Genomic DNA, 21,254 nt, shown 5'->3' with positions numbered 1-21,254 from the left:
GACGGCAAATTACAAGACAGAAAAGGCTTGGAGCTTTTTCATTCAGCTCCAAGCCTGAACTATCGGTGTAAAAAGAATAGCCTATTTCTCTTCAGTACCGATTAAACGTTCTGCTACAGGTGCTGCTAGTAGCCCACCAACTATTGGAGCAAGAATGAAAATCCATACATTGCGAAGCGCGGAACCGCCTACAAACACTGCTGGAGCTAATGAGCGTGCTGGATTCACAGAAAGACCAGTAACGTTAAGCCCGACAAGGATAAGTAATGTCAAAGTCAAACCGATAACGAGACCTGCGAGATGTGCATTACCCTTAGACTCAGAGGTGACAGTCAAGATAACGAGAACAAAGATAAAAGTAGCGATAAGCTCAAAGATAAAACCACCAAGAGGGGTTACTCCTACAGCCAAATCGTTCTGTCCAAGACCTACCTTTGTAATATTCATGCCAGAGTTAGCTGCAAGGAAGAAAAGAAGAGCAGATGCCAAAAATGCTCCTATAACTTGAGCCACGAGATAGATAGCAAGATTCTTTCCATCAAGTCGCTTGTTCGCAAACATAGCGATGGATACTGCTGGATTCAAATGCGCGCCGGAAATTGTGCCAATAGAGTATGCAGCAGCAACGATTGCTAAACCAAATGCAAGTGCAATGCCTGCATGACCGATAGTTTTACCACCAAATACCACAGAACCTGTGCCTGCAAATACAAGTACAAACGTGCCAATCAATTCAGCGAAAAATTTTTTCATATCTTTACCTTTCCTTAAAAATCTTTCCTCAAAAAGAGTCAAAACTACGCTAGCAAGTGCTTAAGTATCATGAGACGCTTAAGCACTCATCACGATTTTGATACTATCTACTCCTCATCCTCTTCTGGGTCATAGTCGACGCCGGTTTCAGCGCGCTGCTCGTCAGAAATTGGAGCTGGAGCGCCAGTAAGTGGATCGGTACCGCCACCCATCTTCGGGAAGGCAATGACGTCGCGGATGGAATCTTCACCTGCCAGGATAGAAGCACAACGATCCCAGCCGAATGCGATACCTGCGTGAGGCGGTGCACCATACTTAAACGCCTCAAGCAAGAAACCAAACTTGTCTTCAGCTTCTTCAGCGCCAATACCGAGTACATCAAGCACACGATCTTGAATATCGTCGCGGTGAATACGCACGGAGCCACCGCCAATTTCGTTACCGTTGCAGACGATGTCGTAAGAATCAGACATTGCGTTGCCCGGATCCTTATCGAAGTTGTCAATCCAATCCTTGCTCGGCATAGTGAATGGGTGGTGTACGGAAGTCCACTTAGAGTGACCTACTGCTACATCATCGTCATCCGCTGCGAGAGTCTTAAACAATGGGAAGTCTACAACCCATGTAAACGCAAACTCATCCTTCTTTAAGATACCTTCGCGTTTCGCGATTTCGACGCGAGCTGCGCCGAGCAAAGTCTGAGATGGTTCCTTTTCCCCTGCTGCGAAGAATACTGCATCACCGTCATTTGCCTTAACAGCTGCCTTCAATCCTTCACGCTCTGCGTCGGAAAGGTTCTTAGCAACTGGTCCCTTGAGCTCGCCGTCCTTACCGAACTGAACATAAGCAAGACCCTTAGCGCCACGCTGACGCGCCCATTCCTGCCATGCGTCGAACTGACGACGTGGGAGGTCTGCAGCGCCAGGATATACGACTGCACCAACGTACTTAGCTTGGAACACGCGGAATGGAGTGTCCTTGAAATACTCAGTCAAGTCTACAAGTTCATTGCCAAAACGCAAATCCGGCTTATCAGACCCATACTTATCCATTGCATCTTTGTATGTAATGCGCTGGAAAGGAATCTGAACATCATAGCCTGCTACTGCCCACACGTCCTTCAAGACGCGCTCAGCCATGGCAATGACGTCTTCCTGACCAACAAATGCCATTTCCATATCGAGCTGGGTAAATTCCGGCTGACGGTCCGCACGGAAGTCCTCATCTCGGTAGCAACGTGCAAGCTGGTAGTAACGCTCAATGCCGGAAACCATCAAGAGCTGCTTCAAAAGCTGCGGAGACTGTGGCAAAGCATACCACTCGCCTGGGTTCAAGCGGGATGGTACGAGAAAATCACGCGCACCTTCCGGCGTGGATTTAATAAATGTAGGAGTCTCCACCTCTGTAAAGCCCATTTCGTCAAGAGCCTTACGCGCAGCCTTCGTCATAGCAGAACGCATAAGAAGGTTCTTATGCATCTGAGGACGACGTAAGTCGAGATAGCGGTATTTCAGGCGAACATCATCAGAAGGTAGCTGAGTCTCGGACTCATTTTCCAAAGAAGTAGAAACCTGGAATGGAAGTGCTTGAGATTTTGCAAGAACTTCAATCTTCTCAGCGACGACCTCAACCTTACCTGTATCCAAGTGAGCATTTTCATTGCCCTCAGGACGTTCACGGACCAAACCTGTAACTTCGATAACGAATTCACTACGAAGTGGACGAGCCATTTCTTCGTCATTGATAACGACCTGTACCAATCCAGATGCGTCGCGCAAATCAACAAATGCCACACCACCATGGTCGCGGCGACGATCTACCCAACCGGACAATGTAACGGCAGATCCAATGAGCGATTCAGTCACATCATGAGCATGATGAGTTCGATAAGCTGTCTGAGACACTTTACTTCCTCGTTTAACTTGTGGTTAATTTCTAGGGGCAAGAATACCAATACCGCTCTACGTCACATGAATACATAGCATAGCCACGTGAAATAGAGCGGTATGGAATCCTCGCGTTAATTATGTTAATTATTATGTGCAATCACAACAGTTTGATGTGTATACTCATCAGCAGGATTCCATTCAGTTGCGCAAGCCGGAATCTGTTCGCCTGTCACAATATTCTTGACTTCTTCCCGAGTTTTTTCGCCGTTATCATCGGTTGTCGAAGGAATCCACACGTATGGTATGCCCAGCTTGTCAGCATACTTAATCTGCTTACCAAGTTTTACAGATGTTGGCGCGACATCTGCAGCGATACCACGATTACGAAGCTCACGCGCAATCGCATTAGACGCAGCTCGATCAGCCTCATCCCATACAGCTACTAAAACTGCAGCTGGTGAGACGCGAGAAGCTGTTGCATGTGCAGTATGGAGCATATACGACATCAGGCGAGACAAGCCGATAGACATGCCTACACCCGGATACTTCTTTTTCCCTTGGGAAGCGAGATTATCGTAACGTCCACCAGAGCAGATAGAACCAAGCGATTCTGCACCTTCCAAGAAGGTTTCATAGACGGAACCGGTGTAATAGTCCAAACCGCGAGCAATCTTTAAATCAGCAATAACTGCACCTGGGCGAATCTTTGTAGCTTCGTCAACAATCATGGCTAGAGTTTCAAGCCCCTCAATTGCTAGGGCATACGCGTCTCCATCCTCAGCAACACCATGTGCCTTGCATAAAGTGCCGAACTTTTCACGCAGTTGTGTACCGTTTTCTGCACTCAGCTGTGCTAACTCAAGACATGCATGTGCTTGCTTTTCGCTCGCTCCACACTGCGAGATGAGGAGCTTTGCTACTTCATCTGCACCGATTTTGTCAAGCTTGTCAATTTCACGAAGGACACCTTCGATATCGTTAAGACCGATACCACGATAAAAGCCTTCAGAAAGCTTGCGGTTATTCGCATGCACGGTTGCTTGAGGAACGCCAAGTTCCCGAAGTTTCTCCAACGCTTCCACCATCGTCAGCGGAACATCTACTTCGTAATGCGCAGGCAACTCTCCATTTCCTACAACGTCGATGTCTGCCTGATAGAACTCACGAAAACGCCCTTCCTGAGGTCGTTCGCCGCGCCATACCTTCTGAATCTGCCAACGTTTGAACGGAAACGCAACTGTACCCGAGTTTTCAACGACATAACGGGACAGCGGCACTGTTAAATCAAAGTGTAGTCCCAGCCGTTCTTCTATTGGAGTGTCATTTTCATTCCCCACATCCTGAAGACGAGATAACAAATAAATTTCTTTGCTCGTCTCGCCTTTCTTGAGTAGGGAGGACCCTTTTTCGACAGCACTTGTCTCAATTCCTAAGAAACCATTGAGCTCAAAAATATGCCGAAGAGTGTCTATAACGCGCTGTTCTACAACACGCTCTTGTGGAAGCCACTCTGGAAAACCTGATAATGATGCACCTTTAGCCATGTTTCCTTATAATAGGTTATGTCACGGAAAACTAAACATGTTTTCCCCTGTTTCTTCAAGGAGTGCTCATGTCCCAAGACAATGCCACTACACCTACACCTTCTCCTGCCGCTTTTGCACATATGGCGGCTGGTGCAACAATGAAAAATCAAGCACACGTCAGTACTTACGGCGATGCAGATCTCGAAGCTGCTAAGGTCTTCGGTCGTATAGCAGATGACGGTACTGTATTCGTCAAAGATAATGGCGAGGAACGTGAAATTGGTCAATTTGCGGATGTAGAGAATAAAGATGAAGCACTCAATCTTTACGCGCGTCGCTATCTTGACTTAAAGGCAAAGATTGACCATGCACGCGCTCGTTTCGCCTCCTCAACCATCAAAACTCGTGAAATTGACGAAACACTAGAATCGCTAATTCAGGAAGTACAAGCTCCAGCGATTATTGGTGACCTCGAGTCTGTCCGTGCGAGCGTTGAAAGCCTCAAGGCATTCGGCAATCAGGCAAAAGAGAAAATCGCTCAAGCTCATGAAGCCGCTGTCAAAGCTGCACTTGCACAGCGCACGACAATCGTTGAGGAGGCGGAGAAACTTACTGCTTCATTAGGGGAATCAACAAATTGGCGAAATACTGGCGAAAAGTTTAATGACCTCTTCGTACAATGGCAGAACGCTCAAAAAACAGGTGCGCGCCTTGATAAAAAAACGGCGGATGCGCTATGGTCTCGTTTCTCCAAAGCACGTAACACTTTTAATGCGCAACGTCGTGCGTGGATAGCAGCACGTGACACAGCTCGCGGAGCTGCACGCGAGGCGAAAAAAGCAATCATCGCTCAGGCTGAAGAATTGAAGAATTCAACTGACTGGGGTGAGACGTCTCGCAAGTTCACAGCATTGATGAATGACTGGAAGAAAGCTGGTCGCGTAGGTCAGATCGAGGACGACAACTTGTGGAAGCAGTTCCGCGCTGCTGCCGATACCTTCTTCGATGCGCGTCAGGCAGACCGCGACCAGATGAACGCTGTAGAAAAAGAAAACCTCGCGCAAAAAGAGGCTCTTGTGGCAAAAGCTGAAGCTCTCCTTCCTGTTAACGACATTAAGGCAGCAAAGACTGCACGTGCCGCTCTCGCTCGAATTCAAGATGAATGGGATACCATCGGTCGTGTCCCTCGCGCCGATGTAGCTCGCATCGAGTCGCGAATGGATGCTGTGGAAAAGCAAATTAAGCAAGTTGAAGACTCTGAATGGACTCGTACCGATCCAGAAGCTAACGCTCGTAAGTCTTCCTTTGAGGAACAACTTACAGCTCAGCTTACTCAACTCGACGAAAAAATTTCCACAGAGTCTGATCCTCATAAGAAAGCTCAGCTTCAAGCAGAGCGCGATGCTAAAGCCCAATGGCTTGCTGCCGTGAAATAGCCTATTTACTGATACTGATGCTCCTCAGCCTTTCGCAACGATTAAGCTGATGAATATCTTTTAAAAAATGAGTGAGGTGGGAAAGAGTTTCCCACCTCACTCATTTTATGCGGAAGCTCTTTGCTCTGCTTACTTCATTCTACGCATCTTGAGTTTGCCATCTTCTTTACCACCCGTGAGACGATATACATCAAAAACGCCGTCAATCTTGCGTATAGACGCGAGTAACTGGTTGAGATGCTCTAAATCAGCCATCTCAAAAGTATATTGGCTTAATGCTACGCGGTCATCACCCGTAGACATTTGTCCAGACAAAATATTGACTCCAGCATCTGAAAGTACGCGTGCAATATCGGATAGCAAATGCCCTCGATCAAGCGCCTCCACTTGAATCTTTACGAGGAAGACCCCCTGCGTACTTGTCCATGTAACTTCTACCATACGCTCTGGTTGGTTTTTCTTGAGATTTACCACGTTAATACAATCAGCGCGATGGACCGAAACTCCTTGTCCACGAGTGACAAAGCCTACAATTTTGTCCCCTGGCACTGGCATGCAGCACTTTGCAAGTTTAATCCAGATATCATCGACGCCTTTAACTGAGACGCCAACAGAATTCGTGTGACGCGCCGAACCTGCTCTACGACGGAGAGGCATAACTGTTTGGTCAATTTCCGCTACTTCATCGTCATCATCTGTGACAGCATCTTTAATAATATGCTCGATGACATTTTGTGTAGAAATTTGTCCTTCACCAATTGCCGCATAAAGAGAATCGACATCCGGATAGCCGAGATCACCTGCTATACCTACTAGAAGTTCCAGTTGAGTAAAGTTATGAGTTGACAGATTCTTCTTGCGCAGCGCACGCGTAAGCTCGTCCTTGCCTTCCTCAATGTTTTCCGTGCGACGTTCTTTTGTGAACCACTGGCGAATCTTGTTTCGTGCTTTAGGTGATTTAACGAAGTTGAGCCAATCATGCGACGGACCCGCATTATTCGCCTTTGAGGTGATAATTTCAACGGTATCGCCGTTCTCCAGCTCAGTATCAAGCGGCATTAAGCGACCGTTGATGCGAGCACCCATTGTGTGGTGTCCCACTTCTGTATGAACCGTATAAGCAAAATCTACCGGTGTGCCACCGCGAGGAACAGCGATAATCTTACCTTTAGGTGTAAAAACGTACACTTGGCTTGCACCGAGATCGTCAACGAGCGAACCCATGAATTCGTCTGAATCTGGTACTTCGCTCGTCCAATCAGCGAGTTGCTTAATCCATCTCAGGTTATCCTGCTCGCTGAAGTCTGTAGCGTTAGCATCAATTTTCTTCTCACGAGCTTGGTCTTGCTTGTCAGGTGCTGATAGTGCTCTCCCTGCCTGACCATTAGCCTTATATTTCCAATGAGCAGCAATACCAAATTCCGCTCGGCGATGCATATCCCATGTACGAATTTGAATTTCTACAGGTTTTCCGCCAGGACCGACAACGGTCGTATGCAAGGACTGATACATGTTCATCTTTGGCATTGCGATATAGTCTTTGAAACGACCCGGGACCGGATTCCACCGCGCATGAACGGCACCAAGAACTGCGTAGCAGTCACGAATCGAATCCACGATGACGCGCACACCCATGAGGTCATAGATATCGTTGAAATCATGCCCACGAACAATCATTTTCTGATAAATGCTGTAATAGTCTTTTGGGCGTCCAGAGACACTCGCATCTATATGTTGCTCATCTAGATCTTCATGAATCTCAGCAAGAATCTGCTGCAGATATACATCGCGCTGACCTGCACGCTGATGAACCAAATCTACAAGTTCATTATAAATTTTCGGATGAAGAGTCTTAAAGCTCAACTCTTCAAGCTCAGTCTTAATAGCGTTCATACCAAGACGATTAGCTAGAGGAGCATAAACGTCTACGGTTTCCTGTGCCTTTTTCTGTGCATTAGAAGGCTTCACATATCGCCAAGTACGTGCATTGTGCACTCTATCGGCAAGCTTAATGACAAGGACTCGAACATCGCGACTCATAGCTACTATCATTTTGCGAATTGTCTCAGCCTGTGCGTGGTCACCTACATCCATCTTGGTAAGTTTTGTCACACCATCGACAAGTCCGGCAATAGTATCGCCAAATTCTTCTCGACACTGGTCTAGCGTGTAATCCGTATCTTCAACGGTATCATGCAAAAGCCCTGCCGCGACGACAGTGGGACTCATCCCTAAATCAGCAAGAATCTGTGCCACTGCAATCGGGTGAATAATGTAAGGTTCGCCGGAACGACGACGCTGCGTAGCATGCTGCTTTACCGCACGATCATATGCGCGCTGGAGTACGCTCAAATCCATCCCTGGATGATGCAGCTGAGCAATCTGTGTGATAGGCAGTAAAGGATTGAGCGGATCCGTACTTATTTCAGCACCTAATATGCGAGAGGTAGGCGTTTCCTTTGAGTCGCTGCGCACAAAATTCGTTTCACTCATATCAATCGCCTACTTTTCTTCTTCGCCCCGCACATTATGACAGCTATGAATATATTACGCTATTTACGTTAATTTTCAGCTTAGTCTCTTATCCCAGTAGAACCGAATCCTCGCGCTGAACGGTCTGAATCTGGAAGTCGCTGCGCCTCGACAAACCGCGCATCGACATATCGTTGAATGACAAGCTGAGCAATGCGGTCACCAGGATTAAAATGTGCCGTTTGATGAGAATCGAGATTAATCATCGGTACTTTGATTTCACCTCGATAGCCAGCATCAATAGTCCCTGGAGCATTGACTACAGTAACGCCTTGCTTGATGGATAAACCAGAACGTGGATGTACCAAGCCTACATAACCAGCAGGAAGTGCAATAGAGATACCTGTTGGTGCTAGAAAACGTTCAAATGGCTTTATATCAAAAGCTACAGTCGTACGCAGATCAACTCCTGCATCTCCAGCATGCGCATAGTACAAACCCGTCTTTTTAACGTCGTCGTTGAGGTACTTGACGAGTACCTCAACGTTTTCAGGTTCGTTATACGCCTCGTCATATGCCATTTAAGCTGCACACTCCTTGCATACAGGCTGACCATCTTCATCCGTGTATGCAAGCTGGGAACGATGCTTGACAAGGAAGCATTCTGAGCACACAAACTCGTCGCCCTGCATAGGAATGACTGTCACGCTCGCATCTTCATTACTCAAATCACTACCTGGTAATTCATAGCTTTCTGCGAGAGCATTTTCATCGTCATCAAGGTCAGGGTTCTGTCCTTTGCGTGAACTGTTGCTTAGTGCTTCGATGGATTCTTCATCTTCATCCTTGGAACGAGGGGTATCATAATCTTGTGTCATAGCCCACTCCTTTCAATATTCCTATGGTGCCATAGGATACTACATTTTTAGAAACAGACAAATCACGGCACGTTGATTTTTCACTCTATGAGTTTTCAACTGTCTCTTAATCTGCAAATTTTAGACAATAGCGTGATTTATGATAGTGGAAGAAAAGTCTGACAAGGGGTTGACAATGACCGATAATTCAAGCACACTGATTACTTTCGTACGCACAGATGATAATGGTGACGTGATTTTTAGAAATCCGCTGAATAATGAAATTTTCTCTGCAGAAGTAACAGATGAGCTTGAACAAGGTATTCTTGCAGCGAAGCAAATCAAAAAGGATATGCAAGGAGCTCCTGCACCTCAGAGCGAAAAAGCGCTCCCAATTTCCATGATTCAATCCCTCATCCGCGCCGGTCATAGTGCTGAAGAAATTTCTCAAGAGCACGGAGTTTCAGCGGCACTTGTTCGTCGTTTCTCTGGTCCAGTAGAGACTGAAAAAAAGTTTGCCATTGCTCAATTCCTTGATAATCTCATACCTCACGAAGGTAACGTTTCCAAAATATCCAACCTTTTAAAGATGACTATGGCGTCCATTGGTGCATCCTACGATGATATGAAGTGGAATGCTACGCGTAAAGGTCACGAGCCATGGAGCCTACAAGCCACCTTTGAATCACGCGGAAAAAGTGAGACCGCAGCATGGACTTTTAACCCACATGACCGTTCCGTAGTCTGTGTCAATACTCCAGCAAAAAGACTCTTCGGAGAAATAGCTGCGACTACCTCGCCAGTCGACACCGAACTTTTTACCTCTGACGCGGTTCCCATTATTACTGAATCTATACCAGCACAATCTGCTGAAAGCTCCGCTGTTTCTATGAAGACAGGTTCTTTCGACGAAGTCCATATGGACACCATGCGCAATGCTACTCACATGAGTACGGGAGCATTCGACGCAATCGTATCTCGTAGTTCTTCCGACTCTCTCGATTTGGATGTGCTAGGCGACGATAATAATCAGAATTCTTCCTCACATATTTCTGACAATCAGCCAGAAAGCTTTACTCCACCGAAACGTAAACGCTCGTCAATTCCAGCATGGGACGATATTTTATTTGGCTCAAAATAGTGTGCGATGCACACGTGCACGAATTGTGCATACTATGCCAGATTCTCAGGCATCACTCGGCTATATCGACAAACAGCGGAATATCAAGCTCTGCCGCTGTCATTGACCCGTGTACAGATGGTAGGCGTGTCGCCATATCTTGCTGAGTACGCGAATCTACAACCGTCACATCATTATTCGCAAATACAATAATGTCGCCCAAAATATGACGTGTTTGTTCATTCACAAGCCCATAAATTCCAGCATCAATCGCCTCTTGTTTCGTGTAGACCGCAACTTTATCGCCGAGATAATCAAGCCAACGGTTCTTAACATCGTGTGGATTAACATCCGAATAAAGGTAGAGCGACACCGCACGTGGCTCTCCACCAATAAGTTCAACGTCACGTTTGAGTTGCTCATGCTGCGCAATATCGATACGCGACGCAGGATTTGAGTTAATCATGCCATGATCAGCAGTAATAACTATAAGGGTCCCAGGTTTTGCTTTGCTGGCTAGAGAGCGAAGCTGAGAATCGATACGTTCGAAAGTACCAATCCACCGCTGATTATCCCACCCATACTGATGCCCCATCTTATCCGCATCCCGTATATACAGATATGTAAGTCCAGATTCATATGATGCCTGCGCAGCAGCATCGATGCGCGCTCGAGGGTGTGAGCCCGCGACATAAGTGCTTCCACGAAGAGCAGCTCGCGTCAGTGCTGAATGAGCAAACTGTGGCAATCCCACACTCGTAGCACATACACCATTGTCACGAAGAGCTTCAAAAATAGTAGATTGCCTTTGAAACTCTTCAGGATTAATGTCACCTGTAAATTTAATCATTTGGCTTATTTCACGTCGTTGTGGATGTAATTGTGAATACCCTGTCATGCCTGTCAGTCCTGGGCATGTACCTGTACCAAAAACGCCCATTGCCGCTACTGTCGTGCTTGGTACACACGATGATATCGGGGTGTCATTATCTCGATTGCTAAGAAGTGATCGTAGATAGGGAGCATGACCTTTCCTATCTACAATGTTCCAAAACCCCATTCCATCAATGAGTACCACGATAGCAGAGTCAACCTTCGGAAAATTAAGCTCGGCACGTAGAAGCCCCGCATCAGCATGCATAGCTGTGGATATTGGAGAACCGATTGCTGCACTCACAGCAGGTAAAACACTGCTGAGGTGGCGTGCTCCACCTCTGCCCTGATTATTGCACTCATCATAACGTACAACGTCTTGTAGTTGCAATAATTCCGCGTGCTCACCTGCTGAAAACCCCATGCTTCTCATTCAATCACACACCTTGCATATAATAGAGCAGTATGCTGCTCATGCTGCATAAAGAAGGAGTTTCATGGCACGTAAGCGCACATCAGCTGCAACGTATGATCCACGGCAAATCAAGGAAAATATCGTTGATACACCTCTCAATGAGGAAATGAGTAAGTCGTTCCTTGAGTATGCGTATTCTGTCATTTATGCACGCGCTCTTCCCGATGCGCGTGATGGTATGAAACCTGTCCAACGACGCATTATTTATCAAATGGGACAGATGGGTCTGACTCCCGATAAGCCTTATATGAAATCTGCACGTGTAGTCGGCGAAGTAATGGGTAAACTTCACCCTCACGGCGACTCTGCAATCTATGAAGCTATGGTGCGCCTAGCTCAACCATTTGCTATGCGACTTCCTCTGGTCGATGGTCACGGAAACTTCGGTTCCCTTGACGATGGCCCCGCAGCTTCACGCTATACGGAAGCACGCTTGGCTCCTTCTGCATACGGTATGAATGATTCCATCGGCGAAGAAACCGTTGACTTCACGCCAAATTATGACAATAAACTCGAAGAGCCGACCGTGCTTCCTGCAGCTTTCCCTAATTTGCTCGTCAACGGAGCTTCGGGAATTGCTGTAGGCATGGCGACGAATATGGTCACGCATAATCTGCGTGAAGTAGTTGCTGGTGCACAGTATCTCATGCGCCACCCTGATGCCTCTCTCGATGATTTAATGCGCTATATTCCTGGTCCAGATTTGCCTGGCGGGGGCATTGTCATGGGACGAAACGGTATTCGGGATGCATATACGACAGGACGTGGTACTTTCACGACCCGCTCGCAGACTCATATAGAAAATGTGACAGCACGCAAGAAGGCAATAGTTGTCACCGAACTTCCTTATATGGTAGGACCGGAAAAAGTTCTTGAACGAATTTCTGATGGTGTAAAGAATAAAAAGCTCGATGGCATTTCTGGCGCAATTGATTTGACTGACCGCCACAATGGGACCCGCATTGTCATTGAGATTAAAACAGGCTTTGACCCGCAAGCAGTTCTGACTCAGCTGTTTAAATATACCCCTCTAGAAGATAATTTCACTATCAACAACGTAGCGCTGGTCAATGGTCGTCCACATACGATGGGTTTGAAAGAACTTCTCCAAGTCTGGATTGACCATCGTCGACTTGTCATCAAGAACCGTTCTATTTACCGTAAACGCAAGGCTGAAGAACGCCTCCACCTAGTGGAAGGTCTGCTTCTCGCACTCATCGACATTGATGAGGTCATTGAGGTCATACGCTCTTCTGATGATGCAGAAGCCGCAAAGAAACGATTAATAGCAGTCTTTGACTTAGACGATATTCAGGCGCAGTATATTTTGGACCTTCGTCTTCGCCGTCTGACTCGCATGAGCCGTATAGAACTCGAAGCAGAACGCGACGATTTGAAGCGTAAAATCGAGGACCTTAATGAGATTCTTGGCTCTGCTGAAATTCTTGATAACGTTGTCATTTCTTCGATGGAACAAGCTGTTGAGCAATGGGGAGATGCACGACGCACAATTTTGCTTGATGAAGCGGATAATGGATCTTTTACCCCTGTCCAATCTGAAGTTGACCATCTCTCACAGGAAGATGACGTACAAACAGATAGCGCCGCACGTGTAGCTACTTCCCAAGTTCTACGAGCCGTCAATGCGCAGGTAGAGGCAAGTGCAGCTCTCGGAAATCTTCGTGGTGGAGCTCCTGCAGGAGCATTAAAACTTGACGATACCCCGTGTGTCATTGCGCTAAGTGCTTCTGGAATGATTGGTCGAATGTCTGACACAGCATGGGACGTCTATCAGTCACGCACTGTTTCTACAGCTCGAGCTGCTCAAGACACGATTATCTCTCTCGTCAAATCTTCCACTCTTGCCACGTATGGGCTCATTACTTCAGCAGGTAGACTCGTGACAGCACATACAGCAGATTTGCCACAGTTACCTGTATCTGGCACGGTTAGTGTCGAAGGTGGGGTGCGAGCTGATGAACTCCTAACCATGACAGAAAGCACAGATTCAATCAATGGTGAACATACTATTGCGGTCATCGCACTTAATGACGATGCCACTCCAATCGCTTTAGGAACTCGCCAGGGTGTAGTAAAGCGATGGAATCGCGAATCTCCTACTACAATGGACTCATGGTCGATTATGGACGTCAAAGAAGGCGACGAAGTTCTATATGCTGCGCCAGCTGCAGATAACGACCGTCTTATCTTTATTTCTTCTGATTCGTCTCTCCTTACCTTTGATGCGTCTCACGTGCGCCCACAAGGAAGAACAGCAGCTGGAATGGCAGGCATTAAGCTTGCTGATGGTGCACATGTACTCGCATTCGGAGTAGCTCCAGCCGGAAAGATTAGTTGGATATCGGGCAGTGATGATGAGGGGAAAGTCATCAGCCAATCAGGTACTGTAGTCCTGACTGTAGCGGGAGACGCCGAGGCGCTTCCTGGGACAGATGTAGGAGCTGCGAAGGTTACCCCACTTGAGCTTTTCCCAACAAAAGGGCGCAATACAGGCGGCGTACGCTCTCAGCGATTCCTCAAAGGGCAAAACACACTTATTGCGGCAACGGTTGCGACATTCCCCGTGCTTGCTGCAACGGATAGTGGACATCCAGTTGAGCTACCTGACGTCGATATGCGACGTGATGGATCCGGCACAGAGTTGGCTGCACCTATCGCATATGCGTCTCGTATGTAGCTGTCTTTAGTCTGTGCTTTACTACGCCAAACATTACTGCTACAACTCCATAAAATGCTAAAGCGTAGTATGGGAATGCAAGTACGGAAGAGAGCTGCGCGATGAGTCCAAAAACTGGTGGGGCGATGAGCGATCCGATGTATGCACTCGCCATTTGGACTCCTACCATTGCCTGTGAATTTTCTTCACCAAAAATGCGAGGTGTGGAGTGGATGATACTTGGGTAGATAGGTGCGCTCCCCAAACCCATTATGACAAGCCCACACGCAGTAACATATTGTGGCGTATGAAGAGGAATAATAATAATGATTCCCATAATTGCAAGTATTATTCCTGCTTGAATGAGCTGCATATCATTCATTTTTGCTGCCACAAAGCCACTAACGATTCTGCCGACTGTCATCCCTATGAAGAAGAACATAGCCCACTGGGCAGCAGAACTTTTCTCTAGACCGCGGGAAAATACAACGTAAGAGCTTGACCACAACATCGCAGTACTCTCTACAGCGCAATAGCAGAAAAACATAAAAAGGACCTCTCTAGCCATATCAAGTCGCAGGGTACTCATGAGTCCGCGCGGCTGTATCTGCTCGTGTCCTGCTAAATCTACGTTAGTATCTGACCTCGCCTTCGAACGATTTACCCATAACGGTATCGATAAAAGTACGATGAACGCGATAATTGATTGGATTAATGATACGTAAAGATACCCATTTTGCCAGCGATGCTGCTGATTCAACGCATACGACATAATGGCTGGGCTAACAACTGTCCCCACTCCCCACATGGCATGAAGCCAGTTCATGACGCTTCCTGAATAGTGTAAAGCGACATAATTATTGAGTGCGGCATCAATCGCCCCCGCTCCAAGACCATACGGGATTGCTACGAGACAGAGTACCCAGAAATTGGGTGATACGGAAAAGCCAAAGAGCGCCGCTGCAGTCATCACGACGGAAATGAGCGTCACCTTCGCAGCTCCAAGATGATATGTCAAGCGGTCGCTGAGAAGTGCGGAGACAACTGTGCCTGCTGTAATGATAATCTGTACGATTCCTGCGAAGGCAAGCGGCACATGGAATTGCGTGTACATAGTTGGCCATGCTGAGCCCATGAGGGAATCTGGCAATCCAAGTGATATGAAAGCCAGGTAAATCACTGCTAACAATAAATGCGCCATAAAACACTCCGTTGTATGTCGTATCGCGGCTTATCCACGTTTAACTCTTCCGCTATGCGTATACCGCATACCTATGAATTAAGCGTCTAATACGAACACTATCAGACGCTTATGAGAAAATATTTTTATCTTTGATGATTCTAAGTCCAGACCAAATGTAGTCTATGCATCAATCTTTGAACGATCAAAATCGTCTGCATTATCAACGATAAATTGGCGACGCGGAGGCACCTCATCTCCCATCAGCAAACTGAAGATTTCTGAGGCCTGCGCTGCATCATCGAGACGGATACGGCGAAGAAGACGAGTGCGAGGATCCATCGTCGTATCAGCAAGCTGGTCAGCATCCATTTCGCCAAGACCCTTGTACCGCTGAATATCTTCGTTGAAAGCTATCCCCTCTGCTTTCAGCTGCGCAAGTTTGACACCTAATTCATCTTCAGAATACGTGTATATGAATTCCCCTTTACGCTTCCCTGCTAATGCTATCCGATGAAGCGGAGGAACTGCTGCATACACATGTCCCTCAGTAATGAGCGGACGCATATAACGGTAAAACAACGTTAAAAGTAACGTTCGAATGTGCGCACCATCGACATCAGCATCAGTCATCATGACGACCTTATTGTAACGAGCCTGGCTCACATCAAAGGTCGACCCTGATCCTGCACCAACGACTTGAATGATGGATGAGCATTCCTTATTCGCCAGAATCTGAGCAGTCGATGCTTTCTGAACATTCAAAATTTTTCCTCGGATTGGCAGTAGCGCTTGGAACATAGAGTTACGAGCAGCTTTAGCCGTACCAAGTGCAGAGTCTCCCTCAACGATAAATAGTTCAGCAATGTCATCATTACCTGGCTGACAGTCGGAAAGCTTAGATGGCATAGAAGCAGATTCGAGGGCATTCTTACGGCGCGTGACTTCCTTAGTCTTACGCGCTTGAATGCGAGCGTGCATTTCACCGACAATTTTCTCTAAAACAGCCATCGACTGCTCTTTGAAACCTCTCTTAGATCCCGAAATCATCTCGCCAAACTGCTTATCTGTCATCTTTGTGACGATTGGTTTGACAGGTGCGGTTCCTAAGACGTCTTTAGTTTGTCCCTGGAACTGTGGCTCAGCGATACGGACGGTCACGACTGCGACGAGACCTGCCATAACGTCATCGCGTTCTATTTTCATAGAACTATCTTTGAGGTTATACTTGAGTTTTCGCGCATTTGCCTCAACATTCTTGCGAATCTGCCGTGTAATAGAATTCAAAAAGCCATCAACATGCATACCTCCGCCTGGTGTCTCTACGACATTGACGAAACTACGAATAACTGTTTCGTAATCGTTTATCCACCTCAGAGCGATGTCTACATCACATGTGCGTTTAATCATTTGAGCGTGCAAATCGCCGTTTTCCCCAACGACTTGCGTTTCTTCATCATAAAAGTCTTGCCCAGTAATATGCCAAATATCGCTTACAGACTCGCCACGAGACAAAAAGTCTACAAAATCTACAATTCCGCCTTCATGATGAAATACCTGAACTCGTGGATGTGACTTCTGTGACTCCTGATGAGCAGCCAGTTCAATAGATTCGGAAGTTTCAGTATCTTCTTTCGTTTCAGAAGAATTAGTTTGAGGGTCAAGCGTGTCAAACTCTGTACGGTCGCTATCGTATTTTTCTTCGTTAACTTTCTCATCAATAACAGTGATTTTTAATCCTGGAACAAGGAAAGAGGTTTGCCGGACACGATCGACTAATTGCTGATAATTAAAGACAGCGGTTGCATTAAAAATCTCGTGGTCAAGCCAGTAACGGATACGCGTACCAGTATGTTTGCCAGAATACTCTCCTACCACACGTAATTGTGTTGGTTTATTCTTTGCAGTTCGTTTAAACGCGGATTGTGGAGATGGATTTTTTGGATCGACATCCTTATAGATGCCTGGGTGCCCTTGATGAAATTCCATACGATATGTTTTTCCATCACGGTCTACTTCTACATCCAGACGCTCGCTCAATGCGTTAACAACCGAGGATCCTACACCGTGTAACCCTCCGACGGCATTGTAAGACGAATTGCCAAACTTTGCGCCAGCATGAAGTTTGGTAAGCACGACTTCTACACCCGATAGACCAGTTTTAGATTCTGTATCCGTTGGGATACCTCGTCCATTATCCTCAACTGTAATAGATCCGTCAGTATGCAAAGTAACAGTAATTTCTGTGCATGCGCCGGCAAGAGCCTCATCGACCGAATTATCAATAATTTCCCACAAACAGTGCATCAGCCCCTGACTATCTGTAGTACCGATGTACATGCCAGGGCGCTTGCGAACTGCGTCTAGTCCTTCCAGGACAGAGAGACTATCCGCGTTGTATTCTTCGCTTGCTGTTTTCTTTGCAGCCATGAGAAAATTGCCTCGTTCTAAGAAAAAGTAAGTTACACCTAAATTACACGAATACGAGTTGCAAGAATATGTGTGGCTTTATTCCTAGCCACACATATATCTACTCTTGATCTAAGAAGTCGCGCAATGTCTGGGAACGTGACGGATGGCGTAGCTTCGCCATTGTTTTAGACTCAATTTGGCGAATACGCTCACGTGTCACACCATAGACATGCCCAATATCGTCGAGAGTCTTTGGCTGACCGTCTTCCAATCCATAACGCATCTTAATAACGCCAGCTTCTCGTGGGCTTAACGTCTCAAGCACAGAGCGGAACTGCTCCTGAAGCAATGAGAATGCCACTGACTCAGATGGAGCGATTGCGTCCGTGTCTTCAATCAAATCGCCGAATTCAGAATCTCCATCCTCACCAAGAGGGGTATGCAAGGAAATTGGTTCACGGCCATATTTCTGTACTTCTTGCACTTTTTCTACTGGCATATCAAGCTCGCGCGCAAGCTCGTCGAGTGTTGGTTCACGACCGAGGTCCTGAAGCATCTGACGCTGTACACGAGAAAGTTTGTTAATCACTTCTACCATGTGCACTGGTACACGAATGGTGCGCGCCTGATCCGCCATAGCACGAGTAATAGCTTGACGAATCCACCATGTCGCGTACGTCGAGAACTTAAAACCTTTCTTCCAGTCGAACTTCTCAACTGCACGAATCAGACCGAGATTACCCTCCTGAATCAAATCAAGAAAAAGCATTCCGCGACCTGTATAGCGCTTCGCTAAGGAAACAACAAGTCGCAAGTTCGCTTCGAGAAGGTGGTCCTTTGCCTTCTTGCCATCACTTGCAGCCCATTTAAGCTCACGACGTTCCTTGAAGCTCATGGATTCAACGTCTTGCGTATCAAGGATATGCTGAGCGTATAGACCTGCTTCGATACGTTCTGAAAGATCAACCTCCTGATCAGCGGTCAGCAAATTGACACGACCAATCTGCTTGAGGTAGTCCTTCACAGGATCTGCAGTAGCACCCGTAGCAATGACACGGCGCTTAGGATTTCCTGCAGGCGTCAAAGAGTCATCATCATCTTTTGATTCGTTGAGAACGAAAGCACCCTCTTCTTGTGGCTCTTCGACCTTTTCCTGCTCATCCTCGTCATCATCAGATTCAAGTTCAGGGTCGTCCTCATCTTCAATGTCATCCTCAGAATCAACGATGGGATCGCCATTTTCATCAAGTTCCACATCATCAGCAAGTTCATCGTCCTTAGCCTCGATATCCGAGTCATCGATAACGTCATGGAGCTCATCATTTTCACTATGAGTGTCAGTAGACTCACTGCTGTTTAGCTGATTTTCTTCCTGTAGCGAAGCCTTCTGAGAGTCCTTCGTAGTCTTGGTTGAAGAAACCTTGCGAGTACGCTTCTTCGGCTCGCTCTTAGCTTCTGTCGACTTCGAAGTTTTTGCTGAGGATTTGCTTTTACTTGTAGTCTTTGACTTTTTTACCGTCTTCTTTGTAGTAGCCTGTGCCGTTTCCTCCTGCTCATCTTTTACTGCTGCAGTCTTCTTCGCTGTGGCCAACATATCCTCCTCATATCACTATGCTTCATAAGCGCAAAAGGGCGCACTTATGGCAAGTGCAAGTATTTCTATGAAAAGATAACCACTGCATAGAGACATTTATTCCTGAGAATTTGATGCCGTATCCTCCTCTTCTCCTTGGCGTGCCACCTGAGCGTACTTTCTGCACCATGCTGGAGTGATATCATGTGTGAGTGCATTGATAGTTATGCACGCGAGCGGATATTCATCATCAATTTCCAAAGCCTTAGCTGCTGCATATAGCGCTTTATCCACATAATTTTCCCACCAGAGCAAGTATGCTTGCGCCGCATAAAGTGCAGTACACAGCTCATACGGAGATGTTGTGATGCATTCATCCATCAGTGATAATGCTCTGTCTACACGTGAAAAATCAGGACAGTATTTCTTGTCGTGGAATATATCGTCCAGCTCCTGGTGAACGAACTCTGCGCTACTACGCGCAAGTGGATGCTCTACCAAGTGATGAAAATTTTTTCTATCAACCTCGCGTATGGACGCTAGAATAATGGCATCACGTAATGCAAGATGAGCGTTCATTCCCACGATGAATCGAGATAATTGACTGCTATCAAGCCATATATCTGTTCCACACTTACTGTTTTGTGCTAATCCTTCGAGCCAACGCTCAGGAATGTCGGCAAACCACTGCATCAAGAGTCCTGTATGACTATTTTTCTGGTTCTGACGCGCCTCAAGAAATGAAGCATGTAATTGAGAGAGTTCTTCACTCTGCACTTCTTTGTATGTATTCATGACATCCATTGTCAAATCTCTTACACTTGAACTCAATGCTCGTAAGATCATGTGAACGAATGTGAATAACACGCGTGTTTTACCCGTATCCTAAACTGTTATATGTGATGACATTATCGCGAGAAACTGTGGAACACCGCCTAGAAGAAATTATTCGTCAGGCTTGGCATACGCATGCTCTTTATTTCTCTCATACACCACGTTCTTCAGTCGAGGAAGTCCTCAATCTTGTCAAGGAGCAAGCAGTCTCATCGAATCAGGGCGGAAAACGTCTACGCGCATTAACTCTTATGCAAACCGCCTATACTTTTTGTCCTGAAGAGGTACGTATAGATGATAGCGCTCTCCTCGATCTCGCCTGTGCAATTGAAATTTTTCAAACTGCTGCACTCATCCACGATGACATTATGGACGATGCTGATACCCGGCGTGGTGCGCCCTCCGCACACAAAGCACTCGCGGTACAGACTAGCGCTTCTCAAGGGCAAGGTCTTGCACTCATGCTCGGCGATCTCCTCGCGACTCTCAGTATCCGCGTTGCTTTTACTGCGAGCCACAAACTTAGCAATTCTGATGAAATTTTCCGCACTTTTCTCGCGATGCATGATCAAGTAGAGATAGGTCAAATTATGGACGTCTCTATGGAAACTATAGAGCTTACTGATACCGATGCGATAGAGTCATCTATTTGGGCTACGTATATTAATAAAACTGCGAGTTACACGACGATTGCCCCATTGCTGATAGGTATCCTCGCTTCTTCGCACCCACAAATTTCTCAGAACGCCCAATCTTTTGCACAATCTGTCGGAAATGATCTCGGTGTTGCTTTCCAGATTCATGACGATCTCATCGACATTCTTTCCGATTCGCAGACAACGGGAAAACCCGTGGGCGGTGATATCCGTGAAGGAAAACGAACTCTCCTGCTCGCACGCGCATTACAGTTAGCCTCGCCTCATGATCGAGATACTCTTCTTGTCAAATTCGAGCACACTGCACACAGAGATAAAGAAGACGTTGAGATTATTCGCACAATTTTCCATCGTTCAGGAGCAATTGACTCTTTGATAGATGAAGTAGATAAGCTCTGGCAACGTGCAGCACACGCAGTTTTAACAACCTGTATGATGCATGATATTTCGCCTGAAAAAACTCAAGCACTTATAACAATGTGCTCACATTTCATCAACTAACTCAATGTATCAAGCTGCAG

The 21,254-nt window shown here is 46.6% G+C and carries 15 protein-coding genes; 4 read left to right on the top strand and 11 right to left on the bottom strand.

The window, feature by feature from the left end; all coding sequences use genetic code 11:
- Positions 1 to 81 precede the first annotated feature (81 nt).
- From ACFQY8_RS04130 to hisS, 3 genes are all read right to left on the bottom strand, one after another.
- Positions 82 to 753 (bottom strand): MIP/aquaporin family protein, encoded by a 672-nt coding sequence (locus ACFQY8_RS04130; protein ID WP_377938636.1) that lies wholly within the window; start codon positions 751 to 753, stop codon positions 82 to 84.
- Positions 754 to 860: 107 nt separating this feature from the next.
- A complete protein-coding gene (gene aspS, locus ACFQY8_RS04125; RefSeq protein WP_377938635.1) occupies positions 861 to 2,657 on the bottom strand; it encodes an aspartate--tRNA ligase in 1,797 nt (598 codons plus the stop codon).
- Between the two features lie 125 nt (positions 2,658 to 2,782).
- The gene (gene hisS, locus ACFQY8_RS04120; protein ID WP_377938634.1) at positions 2,783 to 4,186 is read right to left on the bottom strand and encodes a histidine--tRNA ligase; all 1,404 of its coding nucleotides are present in this window, start codon (positions 4,184 to 4,186) and stop codon (positions 2,783 to 2,785) included.
- A 68-nt stretch (positions 4,187 to 4,254) separates the two neighbouring features.
- On the opposite strand from hisS, the gene ACFQY8_RS04115 reads away from it, so the two are divergent.
- On the top strand, positions 4,255 to 5,604 hold the full coding sequence (locus ACFQY8_RS04115) for a DUF349 domain-containing protein (RefSeq protein WP_377938633.1): 1,350 nt from the start codon (positions 4,255 to 4,257) through the stop codon (positions 5,602 to 5,604).
- Positions 5,605 to 5,733: 129 nt separating this feature from the next.
- Here the strand turns inward: ACFQY8_RS04115 and ACFQY8_RS04110 are convergent, their stop codons facing one another.
- The 3 genes from ACFQY8_RS04110 to ACFQY8_RS04100 form a co-directional block, all read right to left on the bottom strand.
- Positions 5,734 to 8,097 carry a RelA/SpoT family protein gene (locus ACFQY8_RS04110; RefSeq protein WP_377938632.1) on the bottom strand — a complete coding sequence of 788 codons (2,364 nt, stop codon included), beginning with the start codon at positions 8,095 to 8,097 and terminating at the stop codon, positions 5,734 to 5,736.
- Positions 8,098 to 8,177: 80 nt separating this feature from the next.
- Positions 8,178 to 8,657, bottom strand: coding sequence for a dUTP diphosphatase (gene dut, locus ACFQY8_RS04105; protein ID WP_377938631.1), 480 nt, complete (start codon positions 8,655 to 8,657; stop codon positions 8,178 to 8,180).
- Positions 8,658 to 8,954 carry a DUF4193 domain-containing protein gene (locus ACFQY8_RS04100; RefSeq protein ID WP_377938630.1) on the bottom strand — a complete coding sequence of 99 codons (297 nt, stop codon included), beginning with the start codon at positions 8,952 to 8,954 and terminating at the stop codon, positions 8,658 to 8,660.
- A 139-nt stretch (positions 8,955 to 9,093) separates the two neighbouring features.
- Between ACFQY8_RS04100 and sepH the strand changes: the two genes are divergently transcribed.
- Positions 9,094 to 10,074 carry a septation protein SepH gene (gene sepH / locus ACFQY8_RS04095; RefSeq protein ID WP_377938629.1) on the top strand — a complete coding sequence of 327 codons (981 nt, stop codon included), beginning with the start codon at positions 9,094 to 9,096 and terminating at the stop codon, positions 10,072 to 10,074.
- A gap of 52 nt (positions 10,075 to 10,126) precedes the next feature.
- Here the strand turns inward: sepH and ACFQY8_RS04090 are convergent, their stop codons facing one another.
- On the bottom strand, positions 10,127 to 11,350 hold the full coding sequence (locus ACFQY8_RS04090; RefSeq protein ID WP_377938628.1) for an alkaline phosphatase family protein: 1,224 nt from the start codon (positions 11,348 to 11,350) through the stop codon (positions 10,127 to 10,129).
- A 73-nt stretch (positions 11,351 to 11,423) separates the two neighbouring features.
- Between ACFQY8_RS04090 and ACFQY8_RS04085 the strand changes: the two genes are divergently transcribed.
- Positions 11,424 to 14,099: a DNA gyrase/topoisomerase IV subunit A gene (locus tag ACFQY8_RS04085; RefSeq protein WP_377938627.1), complete on the top strand. Its 2,676-nt coding sequence runs from the start codon at positions 11,424 to 11,426 to the stop codon at positions 14,097 to 14,099.
- Here ACFQY8_RS04085 and ACFQY8_RS04080 read toward each other — a convergent pair.
- The 4 genes from ACFQY8_RS04080 to ACFQY8_RS04065 all read right to left on the bottom strand — a co-directional run bounded on the left by ACFQY8_RS04080 (position 14,074) and on the right by ACFQY8_RS04065 (position 20,038).
- Entirely contained in the window at positions 14,074 to 15,279 is a 1,206-nt protein-coding gene (locus ACFQY8_RS04080; protein WP_377938626.1) for an MFS transporter, read from the bottom strand. The two genes, ACFQY8_RS04085 and ACFQY8_RS04080, sit on opposite strands and share 26 nt — an antisense overlap.
- 162 nt (positions 15,280 to 15,441) lie before the next feature.
- Positions 15,442 to 17,688, bottom strand: coding sequence for a DNA gyrase/topoisomerase IV subunit B (locus ACFQY8_RS04075; protein ID WP_377938625.1), 2,247 nt, complete (start codon positions 17,686 to 17,688; stop codon positions 15,442 to 15,444).
- A gap of 100 nt (positions 17,689 to 17,788) precedes the next feature.
- Positions 17,789 to 19,264, bottom strand: coding sequence for an RNA polymerase sigma factor (locus tag ACFQY8_RS04070; protein ID WP_377938624.1), 1,476 nt, complete (start codon positions 19,262 to 19,264; stop codon positions 17,789 to 17,791).
- Between the two features lie 96 nt (positions 19,265 to 19,360).
- The gene (locus tag ACFQY8_RS04065; RefSeq protein ID WP_377938623.1) at positions 19,361 to 20,038 is read right to left on the bottom strand and encodes a hypothetical protein; all 678 of its coding nucleotides are present in this window, start codon (positions 20,036 to 20,038) and stop codon (positions 19,361 to 19,363) included.
- 107 nt (positions 20,039 to 20,145) lie between these two features.
- Between ACFQY8_RS04065 and ACFQY8_RS04060 the strand changes: the two genes are divergently transcribed.
- Positions 20,146 to 21,234 (top strand): polyprenyl synthetase family protein, encoded by a 1,089-nt coding sequence (locus ACFQY8_RS04060; RefSeq protein ID WP_377939192.1) that lies wholly within the window; start codon positions 20,146 to 20,148, stop codon positions 21,232 to 21,234.
- Positions 21,235 to 21,254: the final 20 nt, after the last annotated feature.

It is taken from the genome of Alloscardovia venturai, assembly GCF_042676605.1.
GTDB classification, from domain to species: domain Bacteria; phylum Actinomycetota; class Actinomycetes; order Actinomycetales; family Bifidobacteriaceae; genus Alloscardovia; species Alloscardovia venturai.
Note: the sequence above shows the minus strand (reverse complement) of the source record. Positions and strands in the feature narration are given on the sequence as shown.

Excerpts from the sequence above, each read along its gene's own strand:
- ACFQY8_RS04100 (WP_377938630.1), bottom strand. The coding sequence starts at position 8,954 with ATGACACAAGATTATGATACCCCTCGTTCCAAGGATGAAGATGAAGAA.
- ACFQY8_RS04110 (WP_377938632.1), bottom strand. The coding sequence starts at position 8,097 with ATGAGTGAAACGAATTTTGTGCGCAGCGACTCAAAGGAAACGCCTACC.
- ACFQY8_RS04085 (WP_377938627.1), top strand. The coding sequence starts at position 11,424 with ATGGCACGTAAGCGCACATCAGCTGCAACGTATGATCCACGGCAAATC.
- dut (WP_377938631.1), bottom strand. The coding sequence starts at position 8,657 with ATGGCATATGACGAGGCGTATAACGAACCTGAAAACGTTGAGGTACTC.
- ACFQY8_RS04130 (WP_377938636.1), bottom strand. The coding sequence starts at position 753 with ATGAAAAAATTTTTCGCTGAATTGATTGGCACGTTTGTACTTGTATTT.
- ACFQY8_RS04090 (WP_377938628.1), bottom strand. The coding sequence starts at position 11,350 with ATGGGGTTTTCAGCAGGTGAGCACGCGGAATTATTGCAACTACAAGAC.
- ACFQY8_RS04060 (WP_377939192.1), top strand. The coding sequence starts at position 20,146 with ATGACATTATCGCGAGAAACTGTGGAACACCGCCTAGAAGAAATTATT.
- ACFQY8_RS04065 (WP_377938623.1), bottom strand. The coding sequence starts at position 20,038 with ATGAATACATACAAAGAAGTGCAGAGTGAAGAACTCTCTCAATTACAT.
- sepH (WP_377938629.1), top strand. The coding sequence starts at position 9,094 with ATGATAGTGGAAGAAAAGTCTGACAAGGGGTTGACAATGACCGATAAT.
- ACFQY8_RS04115 (WP_377938633.1), top strand. The coding sequence starts at position 4,255 with ATGTCCCAAGACAATGCCACTACACCTACACCTTCTCCTGCCGCTTTT.
- ACFQY8_RS04080 (WP_377938626.1), bottom strand. The coding sequence starts at position 15,279 with ATGGCGCATTTATTGTTAGCAGTGATTTACCTGGCTTTCATATCACTT.
- ACFQY8_RS04075 (WP_377938625.1), bottom strand. The coding sequence starts at position 17,688 with ATGGCTGCAAAGAAAACAGCAAGCGAAGAATACAACGCGGATAGTCTC.
- ACFQY8_RS04070 (WP_377938624.1), bottom strand. The coding sequence starts at position 19,264 with ATGTTGGCCACAGCGAAGAAGACTGCAGCAGTAAAAGATGAGCAGGAG.
- hisS (WP_377938634.1), bottom strand. The coding sequence starts at position 4,186 with ATGGCTAAAGGTGCATCATTATCAGGTTTTCCAGAGTGGCTTCCACAA.